This window comes from Streptomyces sp. NPDC104581 (assembly GCF_055583685.1).
In genome coordinates this window covers 91,188-106,189 of record NZ_JBVJNN010000003.1, presented here as the reverse complement: position 1 = coordinate 106,189, position 15,002 = coordinate 91,188, and the positions used below count along the sequence as shown (strand labels likewise).

The window sequence follows — 15,002 nt, the reverse complement described above, 5'->3', positions numbered from 1 at the left end:
ACGGCCAGGGCGGATTGTCCGCTTATGCTCAGCGAAGTCGAAGCCCTGGCATGTGCCAGAGGCAAACTCCACTCACTCCACGGGAACCCGCATGGTCAGCTCGCCCCATGAGGCGATGCATCGCATCTTTCAAGACCACCCCGGGCTCTTCTCCGGTGTCTCCGAAGTACTCGGAGTCGACTTCGGCCCGCTCGTAGGGGTCACGATCCTGCCCACGGACCTCACCGAGGCCCGGCCCGTCGAGCGACGCGTGGACACGCTGTTACGAGTCGAGACAGAGGACGATGGGTCTTATCTCCTCGCGATCGAGGCCCAAGGGAAGAAGGACCGGGACAAGCCCGCAAGCTGGGCCTACTACCTGTCGTATCTGCACACGAAGTACCGGCTGCCGCCCGTACTTCTGGTCGTCTGCCAGGACCCCGCCACGGCTGAATGGGCCGCGCGGCCCGTCGACATCGGCCCCCCGCAGTGGGCGGCACTCACCCTGCGCCCGCTGGTGGCGGGCCCGCACAACATGCCGGTGATCACCGACGCGGCCGAGGTCCGCAAGGATCTGGCGCTCGCCACGCTGTCTCTCATTACGCACGGTGCCGATCGGGACCCCGATGCCATACTCAAAGCGATGACGACCGCGCTGCGGGAGACCCCGGAAGCCATCAAGAACCCGATCGTCGAACTCATCTCACAGGGCCTGGGTAATCTGCCCGCCGCAGCACTCTGGAGGAAACTGGTGGCCGTGGACCTTTCTTTCTACAAGTCGCCGCTCTCGGAGGAAATCCGGGACGAGGGCCGAGCTGAGGGCCGGGACGAGGGCCGAGCGGAAAGCCGGGCGGAGGACATCCTCTTCATCCTGGAACTGCGCGGCATCGAGGTCTCCGAGGATGTCCGAGGGCGCATTACCGGCTGCAACGACACCGAGACCCTGCTCGGCTGGCTCGCCCGCGCCCTCAACACGCCGTCCGCCGAAGGGCTCTTCTCGGATTACTAGCGCCACCGACACCCGAGCCGTGACCGCTGTGTCCCTCGAAGAGGTCTTCGCGCCGGAGTAGCCCGGCTCCGCCGGCCGCACCCCGTGGTCGGCCCTGTCTCGTAGGCGGGGACTGTCAGTGCCGTGTACCACCATGGGCTCCAGGAACAGCGCGCCCGAGAAGGAGACCGTGGTGGATGCGATCAAGGCCCTTGCCGATCCCGAGCTGCGGGAGGCGGCGCGGGAGAGGCTGGCAGCGCGGGGTGGTGCCGCCGTGGGGCCGTTGCTCGACGCGTTGCTGGGCGCGGACTCGCCCGTCCTGCAAGGGCAGATCGAATTCGTGCTGGCCAAGCGGATCGGACCGGTCGCCTTCGACCTGGTGCGGGCGGAGCTGGCCGTCGCCGGGGACGAGGAGTCGCGCCGCCGCCTCAGCCGCGTGTTCGTCGCCCTGCGCACGGTGGACCGGTACGTCGAGGCGCTCTCGCACCCGTCCGCGGAGGTGCGGAGCTCCGCCGCGTACGGAATCCAGTGCGCCTGTTCCGTGGCCTACGGCCGTGAGCCCAACCCCGACGTGGACTACCCCCTGGTGATCGACGCGTTGACCCCGCTGCTCGCCGATCCGGACCCGGACGTCGCCCAGCGCGCCGAGTGGGTGCTGACGATGCTGGGGCCGGACGTCGTGGACCGCATGCGCGGCGTACGCGTCCACGGCCCCGGGAAGCTCCGGTCCCGCGCCCTGTCCGTCCTGTCGTCGGTCGGCGGCGAGGAGGCGCTGTCACCGGCGGACCGTGCAGCCGTGGAGCGGCTGATCCGTATCAAGGTGCTGGACGACCGGCCACAGCCCCTCGACACCTGCTTCACCTCCTGGATAGCCGTCCCCACCGGCGACCAGCGGGGAGTCATGGAGGTGCTCGACCTCTTCGAGGCGCGGCCCGCGACGTTCGAGCTCGGGCTGAACGTCGGAGTGCACGACAGCCACGACGGCGCCGAGTACGGCAGGGTCTACGTCACTCCGGAGGTCGACGGATGGACGCTGGTGCTCGGCCCCTGGTGCAATCCCGTCGCCCCGGAGCGCGCGGAGGACGTGCTGCGCGTCGTGACCGAGCTGAGCCGCCGCTACGGCCGGGCCCAGGCGTACTACTACGGGGAGCAGGGCGGCGGGGCGGGGTGGCTCGTCATCGAGGAGGGGACCGTCGTGCGCCGCTTCGGCTGCTACTGGGACGACGACGGGGCGCGGCTCACCCTGGGTGAGCCACTGCCCGAGGAGCGCGCCGCCTGCGTCGAGGAGGGCATCACGCCGGTGGGGGATCCCGGGGCCGACGACGAGGAGTGGGCGGACCTCGCCGCGTATCTCTCCCCGCAGCTCGCGGAACAACTGGGCGTGAGCCCAATGGACTTGGGCCCGAGGAACACGGTGCGAGGGATCGGGGCGGTGGCTCTCACCCCGTACGCGCGCGAACACGGAAGACCGCAGACGGGCGCGTACGCGATCTGACGCGCGGCCACGACCGGCCTGAGAGGAATGAGCGCCATGAGCATGGTGAAGGACATCGATGTCCGCGGCACACAGCACTGCGAGACGACCGCGCTCGGCGTGCTGCTGAGGCACGAGGGAATCGATCTCTCCGAGCCCATGCTGTTCGGGCTCGGCTCCGGGCTGTCCTTCATCTACTGGGACAGCAAGGCCATGGACTTCCCGTTCCTCGGCGGCCGGGTCAAGCCGTTCGAGCTGACCAGGAATCTGGCCTCCGCACTCGGACTCGATCTGCTGGTCGCGGAGACCACGTCCGCGCGCAAGGCGTGGCAGAACGTGGCGGCGCACATCGACGCCGGCCGCCCGGTCGGTCTTCAGCTCGACAGCTACCACCTGGACTACTTCAGTACCAAGGTGCACTTCGGCGGGCACGTCGTGGCGATGTACGGGTACGACGAACAGGACGCCTATCTGGTGGACACCGGCCCGCAGGGGGGAGCGGTCACGACCGGCCTCGCCTCCCTGGCCAGGGCACGGGCCGAGCGCGGCCCGATGACCGCCCGGCACCGTTCGTTCACGATCACGGCACCCGGCGGCCCGGCGGTGTCCCCGCGCGACCGGATCATCCCCGCGATCAAGACCTGCGCGGACGCGTTCCTGAATCCGCCCATCGCGAACCTGGGCCACCGGGGCATCGAGAAGACCGCGAAGCAGGTGCCGAAGTGGCTGGAGCGCGGCGACGATCCGGGGGAGGACCTGCCACGGGCCGCCGCCCTCATGGAGCGGGCCGGCACCGGCGGGGCGCTGTTCCGCAACCTCTACCGGGACTTCCTCGCCGAGTCCGCCGGGCTGATCGACAGCGACCACCTGCGGACCGGCCACCGTCTGTACGCGGAGGCCGCCGCCCGCTGGACGGAGGTGGCCGAACTCGTCGCGTCGGCGGGCGAATCGGGTGATGCGAAGACCCTCACGCGGGCCGGCGCCGTCCTCCACGAACTCGCGCGCATCGAGCGCGAGGCGATGCAGGCGCTCAGCAAGCTGTAGCCGCCCTGCCGAGCGGTCAGCCCCCCCCTGGGCCCGGCGGAGGCGCGTCCGGTACGAACACGCTCAGCCGGGCCACGTCGCAACGAGGTCGGCGTGACCGTCGAAGTTGGGTCCGGGGACCGTGTCCCGCACCGGTCGGCCGTTGAGCCAGCAGATCTCGAAGGTGTCGCTCTCGGTGTCCAGCAGACAGCACACCCCGCCACTCCCGGCGGTGAGGCCGGTGAATACCTCTCTGACGGCCGCGGACCGCTCGAACATCCTGCTCATCCCCGAGGTGGCCGCGGTGAACTCCAGCGCGGCATGGCCGGGGTGCTGCTCCGGCGCGAACCGCACCGTGAGGTAGATGTACCCGATCTGGACTCTGCCCAGCTCATCGAGTTCGAGGCCGCGGCCCGCAACGTACTCGCGCACCGCGTCGTCCACGCCGAACAAGATCGAGGTGTCGAGTTCGAGCGTGTCGCTCGTGGAGCAATCGACCGGGTCACTCTTGAAGTTGGACGTGAACGGGACGGAGAGACGGCCGCCGCCGGGCAGGGTGAGGGCGAGCGGCGGTACCCGATCGGTTCGTGGCGCCAGCTCGGAGAGCGCGACCAGTGCCCTGTCGACGTTCCGCGCCGGGACGAATATCTCGTAGCCGTAGTCGAGCCCCATGCGCCCCACCCCCTGGCCCTGGCCCCTGTAGACCGAACGAATCCTTCCATGACATGCCTGCGGGGGCTCCTGGGTTTCGCAGGCGTCGGCAGGGGGCGAACCCGACTCGCGCGCTCTAACTCGTCACGGCGATGGCCGTCCCCACGGAGATCGCCGCCACGGTCCGCATCACCGCCGTGTTCACCGCCTCGGCGCCCCAACTGCCCTGCTCCAGCTCCTTCGCGCGCTTGTAGACCTTGCCCGACCACGGGATGGACCGGTGCAGGTTCGGCAGGGTGCCGCTCGCCGAGAGCAGGCCGATAAGAGCCGTCGTACGGGTATCGGGCTCCGCGCCGTCGATCAGGACGGCGCGGACCTTCTCCATGAGGGCCTTCTTGTGCCCGGTGTCCGCGGCCTTCGTCGCGGTCGTACGGAACAGCCCCAGCGTCTTCTTCGTCTCCTGGCGCAGCATGCCCCGCTCCACGAGCCGATCGAGCACGGTCTGGCGCATCCCGGTGCCGATCTCGATGAGGAGGGTCTGCACTCCGCGCTTCCGTTCGGCGACCTTCTCGTGCGCGGCCCTGAGCACCGGATCGGCCGGCCGGTCACCGGCGACGGCGTGCACCTTCAGGCCGTTCAGTCCCTGATCGTTCTCGTCGACCCTGACGTACTTCCCGAGTCCGAGCTCCACGAGTACGGCGCCGCCCAGCGTGTAGTACAGGGTGCCCTCTCCCGCGATCGTTCCCGATTCGTCGTCGAACATCAGCAGGAGCAGGTCTTCGACGATGAGCGTCTCGTTCGGCATGGTCTCTTCCAACCGTTGACGTGGGGGGAGCCGTCCTGTGCCGGCCCCTGGGCCCAAGCTAGGCGGGATCCGGACGGCGGGAGCAGTGGCGGCCCGTCATCACTGTTCATGACAGATGTCATCCCCGGCGATGTCGGCCGGCCTGAGTGCCGGATCAGGCCGATGACGTCGGCGATCGGGGTCCTGTCAACTCCCCCGGGGCGCGGTCTCGACCGGATCGCGGTGTGCCACGACCCGGTGCACCCCGACCCGGTGGGCCGGGACGTGGTCGCCCACGACGTAGAAAACCTTCAATGACCTGGAGAGAAGAAACCTTCCCAACCCCACCAGCCTCCCATCACCCGCATGGGTGAACTCCCGCAACTGGGCTGGATTTCGTACGGGTTGGCGGGCATATGCTCGCGGCGACAGCTCAATACAGACAGCGGCCCCCGGCCGGGACTGGCATCCCGAACGAGGGCCTCACCACCTAGGAAGCAACACCTTCCCAATGGATGTTCAGCACCTTAGCGCGCCGTCGCGCGCCACGTCCGGAGTTCCCAGGCCCGTCGCCCGATCCGGTGTCGTACACGCCAACACCCGGCACACCAAGCGCTACACGGTCGTCGGCAACCACCTCGCACAGCACCGTGAGCTGACCCTCGTCGCGATCGGGCTCGCCGTCCACATCCAGTCGCTGCCCAACGGGGCCCGGATCGGCATCAAGTGCCTGACGGCACGCTTCCCGGAGAGCGAGGCGCGAATCGCAGCCGCGCTGCGGGAGTTGAAGGCCGCGGGCTATCTGGAGCGGACGCGCGAGCGGCTGCCGAGCGGTCGGATCGTCACGCACACGGTGTCGTACAACCAGCCGCCGGTACTCAGGGCGGTACGGAGGCCGGAGCCCGTACGCCTTCCAGCTCCGAAACCCGCACCCGCACCCACGCCCGACAAGCCCCCGCCCCCGCCCCTCCCTCAGCCGCTCTCCCCCGACCCGGACCGCCACAGCGTCGCCGCCGATCTGCTCGCGGGGCTGCGGTGCCACGACCCGCGCCTGCTGCTCGCCGAGCGCGACGTGGAGCGTCTGGCGCCCGGTGTCGCCACCTGGCTGGAGCGCGGCGCGGCCCCCGAATCCGTACGCCGCGCCCTGACCGCGAACCTCCCCGACGCCCCGCGCCACCCGGCCGCCCTGCTGGCCCACCGCCTCACCGCACTGCTCCCGCCGCCGCTCCCACCCGAGCCCGCCGTCGTACGCCCGCACCCGTTCCAGACCTGCGACCGCTGCGAACGCGCCTTCCGCGCCCCCGAACCGGGCCGCTGCCGCGACTGCGGGGACGGCGACGAGGCGGGTCAGACGAGCGTCGGTACGTCGCCGCCCCCTGCCCACACCACCTCCACGTCCCGCAGGCCCCGGCCCCACGCCTCCGCGATGCCCGCGAGCGCCGTCGCGTCCGGCGGGTCCGTGCCGAGGCCGATCGCATAGTGGACGCGGCCGCGCTCCGCCGCGTACGGGCGTGGCCAGGCGTGTGCGTCCCGGACCCCCGCCGCTTCGAGCGCCGTGAGCAGCGCCCGTACGCGGCCCCGGAAGCGGCCCAGGGTGTCGGGGCGGCGCGTGTTCACGGTCGCCACCGCCCAGGCGGCGTGCCTGCGGTGCAGGGGTGGGGGCTCCGACAGCGCGGAGGGCGCGGCGCCGGTCTCCAGGAGTTCCCAGGCCCGGTACAGCTCGTGGACCACGAGATCACGGTGGCCGGGGCCGACCTGTTCCGTGCAGCTGCGGATCGGTCCGGTCGGGGTGAGGACCGTGACGGGGGCACCGACTGCCGTACCGGATGGGCCCGTTGTGAGGCCGACGGGAACGCGCCAGTCCCAGGCCGCCCAGGTCCCGAAGAAGTGCCTGAGCAGGTCGTCGCCCACGAGGGTCCCGGCGTCGCGCGTCGTGTGCGCCGCCAGCACGGCCCAGGCGAGGCCGGGCAGCCCGCCAAAGGGGGCGGAGTCCAGACCACGAGCCCCGGCCCACGCCTTCACCTCCCTCGCCAGCGCGGCGAAGGCAGCGTGACGGTCGCCGACCGCGTCCCGTACGGCCGCCGCGTCGCTCACCGCGCTGAGCGCGACGGCCGCCGCCTCGCCCAGCTCGGTGCGGCGTTCCACGGCCCGCGCCGGGTCCAGGTCCCCTGTCGCGACCACGGCCAGGTCGACGCCCAACTCGCCCACCGCGAAGCGGAGTCCGGGCACACGTGCGCCCGCCACCTCGCGTGCGGGAGACGCGCCGTCCGGGAGCGCGACCGTCACCCGTCGCCGGATCTCGTCCATGTCCACCGCCGCGCCCGGCAGCGCGGCCACCAGGTCCAGATCGGCACCGGCGGACGCGCAGCCCATCCGGCGGGAACCGACGATGTGTACGGCGCCTTCGGCGAGAATGCGCGCGAGCAGCCCCGCGGTCTCGTCGATGTCGGCGGCCGGCGCCTTCGGTGGCTGATGATCGGCGAGCCAACTGATCTCCCCCGTGCCGAGCGCGACCGTCGCCCGTACGCGCATCGGCTCGTCACCCCTGCGCGACAGCAGCGCCAACTCCCCCACGGCGGACGACACTTCACCGAGCCGCGCCTCGATTCCCGCCGCGACCCGCTGCGGATCGCGGCTCCGCCCGAGCGTCAGATGCGGGGTGAAGCCCTCGGCCCGCCAGCCGCCGCAGCGCGGGAACCGCCGTTCCAGCGCCTGCCGGAGCTCCGCCCACAGCTCGTCGCCGTCGGCCGCCGGGTCGAGCCAGAGCGTGGCGTCCTCGCGGTGCCCGAAGGTGTGCACGCCGGCCAGCCGCACCGCGAAGGGCGCGGTCTCGGCGGCGGCAGCGGCCAGCAGCGGCGTCGCGCGGTCGAAGTCGGACTCCGGGACGAAGCCGAAGAGCAGGTTCACATGCGGCGGCCAGCGGTCGGCCCCCGGGTCGTGCTCCTGCCGTACGGCCTGGAGCGGAGCCCACGGCTCACGGGGCGGGATCCAGGCGACGGCGGTACGGGCGGAGGCGGCCACATCGAGGACGCCGCCATCCGAACTCCCCTCTGGGGCAGTGAGGTTGACCGTCACCTCCACGCCGTAGTGGTCGGAGATGTAGAGGCCGCTCGCGTCCGGCGTATCGCCCCGCAGCGCGGCCCCGGCCACCGTCCCGCGCCCCCGCAGCAGCACCCGGTCCAGCCGTCCGGCACGCCCCGACAGCGAGGCCACCGCGGCCAGCGGATTGGCGACCGGATCGAACGTCGGCGTGCGGTCCTCGGAGCCGTACACCTCGCTCCAGGCGTCACGCATGCCGAGCGCGGCGGCCGGCCCTTCGTCCCCGCCGGCGCCGTCGTTGAAGTCGCCCAGCAGGATCACATCAGCGTCGACTCCGCCCAATCCCTCGGCCAGGGATGCGAGTTCGCCACGGCGCCGGGCCGGGCCGTCGGTGGAGTGATCACTGCTCAGGTGTGTGACGGCCACGACGAGCGGACCGGCGGCGGTCTCGACCGTGAGCGCGGTGACGGCCTTGTGCGGGGCGAGGGCATGGTGCCCCGCCTCGCGCACGGGCAGCCGGCTGAGGAGCAGCAGGCCGTTGTCGTCCACCCCGCGCCCGCGCGGGTCGTCGCTGACGGTGTAACTCGCCCTCACCCAGGAGGCGTTCAACAGCATCGTGAGCAGGTCGCGTTCGGCCTCCTGGAGCGCGATGACGTCGGCGTCCGAATCCCTGAGCGCGGCGAGCAGCAGGGGGCGCCGCTCGGCGGTGCGGACACGGTCGCTGTCGTAGCGGTCCCAGAGGGTGTTCCAGGTGAGAAACCGAATCGAGCCGACGGGTGAAGTCGACGGCCCGCCCCGCGCCGGGCGCCAGCCTTCGGAGCCGTACACAAATGGAGTACCCGCGGTGAAGAACGGCGCCCGCAGCAGGCGGGGTTGGCGTATCCGGCCCGCCTCCGTCGCGTCGATCCGGTCGACTCCCGTGGCCCGGTCCCAGATCAGCTCGCCGTCCGCCTCCACGAACAGCACGCGGTGCCACGGGATGTCACCGCCGGGTACGAACGCGGGCAGCGGGATGCGCCCGGGGGTCGTACCGCGCCTGCTGACGCCGAGCACGAAGCGCGCGGGATCGAAGCGCGGGTCCCAACGCACCTGGTGGTACAGCTGATCACTGGTCCGCATCAGATTCCCCCGCTCTCGATACCGTCCATGGACTCGATGCCGTCCGTGTCCTCGATGCCGCCGCCCGCCCCGATGTACCAGGTCCGGTGCGCGTCCCCCGGATACGGCGGCGCGAAGCGCCGTACCTGCCCGGCGAGTACGTCGGACGGCACCGGGTGCGGGCGTACGGCGTTGCGCCTGACCAGCTCCGCCTCGTCGACGAGCAGCACGGCGTGCGTGACGAACGCGTCGCGCCGCCGCGCCGACGCACCCACCAGGGAGCGCTGTTGGCGGTTGAGCGAGGTGGCGTCCCACACCACCGTGCCGCCCCGGGCGAGCGCCCGGTCGAGGCGGTCGAGACCGTCCCGCAGGACGTCCCCGTTGGCCCGCTGGTCGGCACGCCCACCGCGCTCCTCACGCAGGTCGTCCAGCGAGATGCGCGTCCCGACGCCGGTCAGCCCTCCTGCGAAGGTGCTCTTCCCGCTCCCCGACGGACCGACGAGCTGGATCAACGACGGGAAGTCCCCGTTCCGCCAGCGCCAGGTCGCGGCCACCGCCTCCTCGACGGTACGGACACGCCCCTCGGCCCAGGCGTCCCTCGCCTGCGCCCAGCACCGTTCGACCGCGTCCGGGCCGAGCCCTTCGAGCGCGGTACGCAGCCCGCGCCGCAGCGCCTCCAGCGGCTCGCGGTCCAGCAGCCCCGCCTCATCGGCGTGCAGCGCGGACCACTCGACCTGCTCCCCCGACCGCCCTTCGGCCACCGCGCCGGCGACGGCGTGCAGCACCCCCAGGTCGGCGGCGACGGCCATCCGCGCGAGCCCGGCACGGCGCGCCTCGTCGGGAAAGGACTGGTGCAACCTGCCGTGCAGACCCACCAGGTCCGCCACCCGCCGCGCCCGCCCCATCCCGAGCGGCCGGGCGAGCGAGCCCGCGAGCCGCCCGCGCGGCACACGGTGCAGGAACGCGGCGAGCACCCCGCCCAGCCGGTCGTCCCCGTGCCGTCCGGCGGCGTCGAGCCGCCCGACGGCCTCCCCGACGGGCCCCTCGTCCCCTTCCACACCGACGGCCCGCGCCAACGCCCCCGCGTCCACGGGCGCGCCCGACCGCACGTCCCACAACGCGGCACCCGGCCCCCGCCCGTTCTCCACGACGGCCGCGTGCATCCAGTGCGTATCGGTCCGTACGTGGTTCGGCCGCACCCATTTGGCCAGCCGCCGCCCGAACTCCTCGCGTCCGAAGCCCTCCACTGTCCGTACGACGTACCCCTCCTGCCGCGCGGGGTCCAACTTCAGCGCGCGCAGGGCCCGTTCGTCGAAGACGCCCCGCCACAGCACCGGCGGCACCGGGATGCCCAGCCCCCGCAGCATCCGCACGGTCTCGTCCCAGCCGAGACACCACTCGCCGTCCCACACGGAGAACCCGTAGAACCAGCTCTCCAGATCCTCGTACGGGATCGAGTGGCGGGCGTACATGTTCTCCCCGCACACCCGCGTCCCGTCCGGGATCAGCCCCCCGATCCGCCCCTGCAACGCCTTGACCCAGGCCCGCGACGGATGATGCCCGGAATCCAGCGACCGGGCGTGCAGCCCGTCGCGGTACAGGGTGGTGTTCTCCCCGTCCATCTTCTCGGTGACGACGACTTCCCGCCCCCGCAGCCCGCCCAGGCCCCCGACCCGCACATCGTCGGAAGCAACCCCCGGCGACCACGGCACATGGGCGGTCCTCGGATACGCCGTACGCATGCCCACTCCCATGGCCCCCGTGACTCGCTTGCCCGGCAACCCTAGGAGCGCGACGGAACACGGGCCATCGAATATGGGCCCCACCGGGGCGCCGGCCGCCCGTGCGCGTACAGAAAAGCGGGCCCCGCACCAACTTCGGTGCGGGGCCCGCTTCTTGGCTGCTCGTGTCGGAGCTACCAGGTCGGACGGTCAGCCGTCGGAACGGCGTACCGCCTGATCGGCAATTACTTGCTGATCTTGGTGACCTGGCCGGCGCCCACGGTCCGGCCACCCTCACGGATGGCGAACTTCAGGCCCTCCTCCATGGCGACCGGCTGGATCAGCGAGACCGACATGAGGGTGTTGTCGCCCGGCATGACCATCTCGGTGCCCTCGGGGAGGGTCACGACGCCGGTCACGTCAGTCGTACGGAAGTAGAACTGCGGGCGGTAGTTGTTGAAGAAGGGGGTGTGACGACCACCCTCGTCCTTCGACAGGATGTAGGCCTGGGCCTCGAACTCGGTGTGCGGCGTGACCGAACCGGGCTTGATGATGACCTGGCCGCGCTCGACGTCCTCGCGCTTGATGCCACGGAGGAGCAGACCGACGTTCTCACCGGCCTGGCCCTCGTCGAGGAGCTTGCGGAACATCTCGATGCCGGTGACCGTGGTGGTGGTCTTCTCGGTCTTGATACCGACGATGTCGACGGTCTCGTTGACCTTGAGCACACCACGCTCGATACGGCCGGTGACGACCGTACCGCGACCGGTGATCGTGAAGACGTCCTCGATGGGCATGAGGAACGGCTTCTCGACGTCACGCTCGGGCTGCGGGATCGACTCGTCGACGGCCTTCATCAGGTCGAGGACGGTCTGGCCCCACTCCTTGTCGCCTTCGAGCGCCTTGAGCGCCGAGACCTTGACGACCGGCAGGTCGTCGCCCGGGAACTCGTACTCGGAGAGGAGCTCACGCACCTCGAGCTCGACGAGCTCCAGGATCTCCTCGTCGTCCACCATGTCGGCCTTGTTCAGCGCGACGACGATGTACGGCACGCCGACCTGGCGGGCCAGGAGCACGTGCTCCTTGGTCTGCGGCATCGGGCCGTCGGTGGCCGCGACCACGAGGATGGCGCCGTCCATCTGCGCCGCACCCGTGATCATGTTCTTGATGTAGTCCGCGTGACCCGGGCAGTCGACGTGCGCGTAGTGACGCGACTCCGTCTGGTACTCGACGTGCGCGATGGAGATGGTGATACCGCGCTGGCGCTCCTCGGGAGCCTTGTCGATCTGGTCGAAGGCCGAGGCCTCGTTCAGGTCCGGGTACGCGTCATGCAGCACCTTGGTAATGGCGGCCGTGAGGGTCGTCTTACCGTGGTCGATGTGACCGATGGTGCCGATGTTGACGTGCGGCTTAGTCCGCTCGAACTTCGCCTTCGCCACTGGGGTCCTCCTGGAGTGGTTCTGTACGCCTTACTCATCGGCGCCAGGTGATCTTTGCTGGGATGCCGGGGCCCGGGACGCCGGTCACCCCGCACGGTCTCCCGTACGCGGTGCCCGGCACCCCAGGGCTTGCCGGTGACAAGCCTAAAGCGTGCTCGGGACGAGCTACTCGCCCTTGGCCTTCGCGATGATCTCCTCGGCGACGTTCCGGGGAACCTCGGCGTAGGAGTCGAACTGCATCGAGTAGCTTGCGCGACCCGACGTCTTGCTGCGGAGGTCTCCGACGTAGCCGAACATCTCCGAGAGGGGCACGAGGCCCTTCACGACGCGAGCGCCGCTGCGCTCCTCCATGGCCTGGATCTGGCCACGGCGGGAGTTGAGGTCGCCGATGACGTCGCCCATGTAGTCCTCGGGCGTGGTGACCTCGACGGCCATCATCGGTTCGAGCAGGACGGGCGACGCCTTACGGGCACCCTCCTTGAACGCCTGCGAACCGGCGATCTTGAAGGCGAGCTCCGAGGAGTCGACCTCGTGGTAGCCACCGTCGAGAAGGGTGACGCGGACGCCCACCATCTCGTAGCCGGCCAGAATGCCGAACTGCATGGCCTCCTGGGCACCGGCATCCACCGAGGGGATGTACTCACGGGGGATACGGCCACCGGTCACCTTGTTCACGAACTCGTAGGTCGCGTCGCCGCCCTCGATGGGCTCCAACGCGATCTGCACCTTCGCGAACTGGCCGGTACCACCGGTCTGCTTCTTGTGCGTGTAGTCGATACGCTCGACGGCCTTGCGGATCGTCTCACGGTAGGCGACCTGCGGCTTACCGACATTCGCCTCCACGCGGAACTCGCGCTTCATGCGGTCGACAAGCACTTCGAGGTGAAGCTCGCCCATACCACCGATGATGGTCTGGCCGGTCTCCTCGTCCGAGTGAACCTGGAAGGAGGGGTCCTCCTCCGAGAGCCGCTGGATGGCGACACCCAGCTTCTCCTGGTCACCCTTGGACTTGGGCTCGATCGCGACCTGGATCACCGGCGCCGGGAAGTCCATGGACTCCAGGATCACCGGGTTCTTGTCGTCGCTCAGCGTCTCACCGGTGGTGGTCTGCTTCAGGCCCATGACGGCGACGATGTCGCCGGCGCCCACCGACTCGATCTCCTCACGCTTGTTCGCGTGCATGCGGTAGATCTTGCCGATGCGCTCCTTCTTGCCCTTCACGGAGTTCAGCACCGCGGTGCCGGCCGTCAGGCGTCCGGAGTAGATCCGGACGAAGGTGAGCTTGCCCAGGTGCGGGTCGCTCGCGATCTTGAAGGCGAGGCCGGAGAACGGCTCGTCGTCGGACGGCTTGCGCCGGATGACCTTCTCCGGGTCCTTGACGTCGTGGCCTTCGATGGCGTCGACGTCGAGGGGGGAGGGCAGGTAGCGCACGACCGCGTCGAGCAGGGGCTGAACGCCCTTGTTCTTGAACGCGGTCCCGCAGAAGACGGGCGTGACGGTGACGGAGTCGGCCGCACCCCTGGAGGCGAGCGTGATACGGCGGATCGCCGCGTGCAGCTGCTCCTCGGTGGGCTCCTCGCCCTCCAGGTACAGCTCCATCATCTCGTCGTCGTTCTCGGACACGACCTCGAGGAGCTTGCCGCGCCATTCCTCGGCGGCCTCGGTGTGCGTGTCCGGGATGTCGACGACGTCGTACATCTCGCCCTTGGTGGCCTCGGCGGACCAGACGAAGGCCTTCATCGACACGAGGTCGACGACGCCCTTGAAGTCCATCTCGGCACCGATCGGAAGCTGCATGACGATCGGAACCGCGCCGAGGCGGTCCGAGATCATGTCGACGCAGCGGTGGAACTCCGCGCCGGTCCGGTCGAGCTTGTTGACGAAGCAGATGCGCGGGACGCCGTAGCGGTCCGCCTGACGCCAGACGGTCTCGGACTGCGGCTCGACGCCAGCCACACCGTCGAACACGGTGACAGCGCCGTCGAGGACGCGGAGCGAACGCTCCACCTCGACGGTGAAGTCGACGTGACCCGGGGTGTCGATGATGTTGATCGTGTGATCGACATCGTCGAGCGGCCAGTGACAGGTCGTCGCGGCAGACGTGATCGTGATGCCGCGCTCCTGCTCCTGCTCCATCCAGTCCATCGTGGCAGCGCCGTCGTGGACCTCACCGATCTTGTAGCTCACGCCGGTGTAGAACAGGATCCGCTCGGTGGTGGTCGTCTTGCCCGCGTCGATGTGGGCCATGATCCCGATGTTGCGGACCTTGGCCAGGTCAAGCGAAGTGGTGGCCATAAGGCTCAATCTTCTCTCGGTCTCGATGTGGGCGCTGACTACCAGCGGTAGTGCGCGAAGGCCTTGTTGGACTCGGCCATCTTGTGCGTGTCCTCACGCTTCTTGACCGAAGCGCCGAGGCCGTTGGAGGCGTCGAGCAGTTCGTTCATGAGGCGCTCGGTCATGGTCTTCTCGCGACGGGCGCGGGAGTAACCGACCAGCCAGCGCAGCGCGAGGGTGGAGGCGCGACCGGGCTTGACCTCGATCGGCACCTGGTAGGTGGCGCCGCCGACGCGGCGGGACTTGACCTCGAGAGACGGCTTGACGTTCTCAAGCGCGCGCTTCAGCGTGATGACCGGGTCGTTGCCGGTCTTCTCACGGAGGCCTTCCATGGCGCCGTAGACGATCCGCTCGGCGGTGGAACGCTTGCCGTTGAGCAGAAGCTTGTTGATCAGCGACGTGACAAGAGGAGAACCGTAGACCGGGTCGATGATGACCGGGCGCTTCGGGGCAGGGCCCTTACGAGGCATTG

Annotated in this window: 11 protein-coding genes; 4 read left to right on the top strand and 7 right to left on the bottom strand. The window is 70.1% G+C overall.

The window, feature by feature from the left end; translation table 11 throughout:
- Window positions 1-91 precede the first annotated feature (91 nt).
- The 3 genes from ACZ61E_RS03685 to ACZ61E_RS03675 all read left to right on the top strand — a co-directional run bounded on the left by ACZ61E_RS03685 (window position 92) and on the right by ACZ61E_RS03675 (window position 3,485).
- Window positions 92-988, top strand: coding sequence for an RpnC/YadD family protein (locus ACZ61E_RS03685; RefSeq protein ID WP_469697268.1), 897 nt, complete (start codon window positions 92-94; stop codon window positions 986-988).
- 133 nt (window positions 989-1,121) lie between these two features.
- Complete coding sequence (locus ACZ61E_RS03680) at window positions 1,122-2,462, top strand: HEAT repeat domain-containing protein (RefSeq protein ID WP_469697267.1); 1,341 nt, start codon at window positions 1,122-1,124, stop codon at window positions 2,460-2,462.
- 36 nt (window positions 2,463-2,498) lie between these two features.
- Complete coding sequence (locus ACZ61E_RS03675) at window positions 2,499-3,485, top strand: BtrH N-terminal domain-containing protein (protein WP_469697265.1); 987 nt, start codon at window positions 2,499-2,501, stop codon at window positions 3,483-3,485.
- A 63-nt stretch (window positions 3,486-3,548) separates the two neighbouring features.
- On the opposite strand, the gene ACZ61E_RS03670 is transcribed toward ACZ61E_RS03675, so the two are convergent.
- Both ACZ61E_RS03670 and ACZ61E_RS03665 read right to left on the bottom strand, forming a co-directional pair.
- Window positions 3,549-4,136, bottom strand: a complete 588-nt coding sequence (locus ACZ61E_RS03670) for a hypothetical protein (RefSeq protein WP_469697264.1) — start codon at window positions 4,134-4,136, stop codon at window positions 3,549-3,551.
- 115 nt (window positions 4,137-4,251) lie between these two features.
- Window positions 4,252-4,920, bottom strand: a complete 669-nt coding sequence (locus ACZ61E_RS03665) for a GOLPH3/VPS74 family protein (protein WP_469697263.1) — start codon at window positions 4,918-4,920, stop codon at window positions 4,252-4,254.
- Between the two features lie 108 nt (window positions 4,921-5,028).
- Between ACZ61E_RS03665 and ACZ61E_RS03660 the strand changes: the two genes are divergently transcribed.
- Window positions 5,029-5,217 (top strand): hypothetical protein, encoded by a 189-nt coding sequence (locus ACZ61E_RS03660; protein ID WP_469697261.1) that lies wholly within the window; start codon window positions 5,029-5,031, stop codon window positions 5,215-5,217.
- A gap of 1,029 nt (window positions 5,218-6,246) precedes the next feature.
- On the opposite strand, the gene ACZ61E_RS03655 is transcribed toward ACZ61E_RS03660, so the two are convergent.
- From ACZ61E_RS03655 to rpsG, 5 genes are all read right to left on the bottom strand, one after another.
- A complete protein-coding gene (locus ACZ61E_RS03655) occupies window positions 6,247-9,057 on the bottom strand; it encodes a poly(A) polymerase (protein ID WP_469697260.1) in 2,811 nt (936 codons plus the stop codon).
- On the bottom strand, window positions 9,057-10,778 hold the full coding sequence (locus ACZ61E_RS03650; protein WP_469697258.1) for an RNA ligase family protein: 1,722 nt from the start codon (window positions 10,776-10,778) through the stop codon (window positions 9,057-9,059). Before ACZ61E_RS03650 ends, ACZ61E_RS03655 begins: the two co-directional genes overlap by 1 nt.
- Before the next feature lie 224 nt (window positions 10,779-11,002).
- The gene (tuf, locus tag ACZ61E_RS03645; RefSeq protein ID WP_469697256.1) at window positions 11,003-12,196 is read right to left on the bottom strand and encodes an elongation factor Tu; all 1,194 of its coding nucleotides are present in this window, start codon (window positions 12,194-12,196) and stop codon (window positions 11,003-11,005) included.
- Window positions 12,197-12,361: 165 nt separating this feature from the next.
- Complete coding sequence (fusA, locus tag ACZ61E_RS03640) at window positions 12,362-14,491, bottom strand: elongation factor G (RefSeq protein ID WP_469697254.1); 2,130 nt, start codon at window positions 14,489-14,491, stop codon at window positions 12,362-12,364.
- A 38-nt stretch (window positions 14,492-14,529) separates the two neighbouring features.
- Window positions 14,530-15,000, bottom strand: a complete 471-nt coding sequence (gene rpsG / locus ACZ61E_RS03635; protein WP_023539364.1) for a 30S ribosomal protein S7 — start codon at window positions 14,998-15,000, stop codon at window positions 14,530-14,532.
- Window positions 15,001-15,002 lie beyond the last annotated feature (2 nt).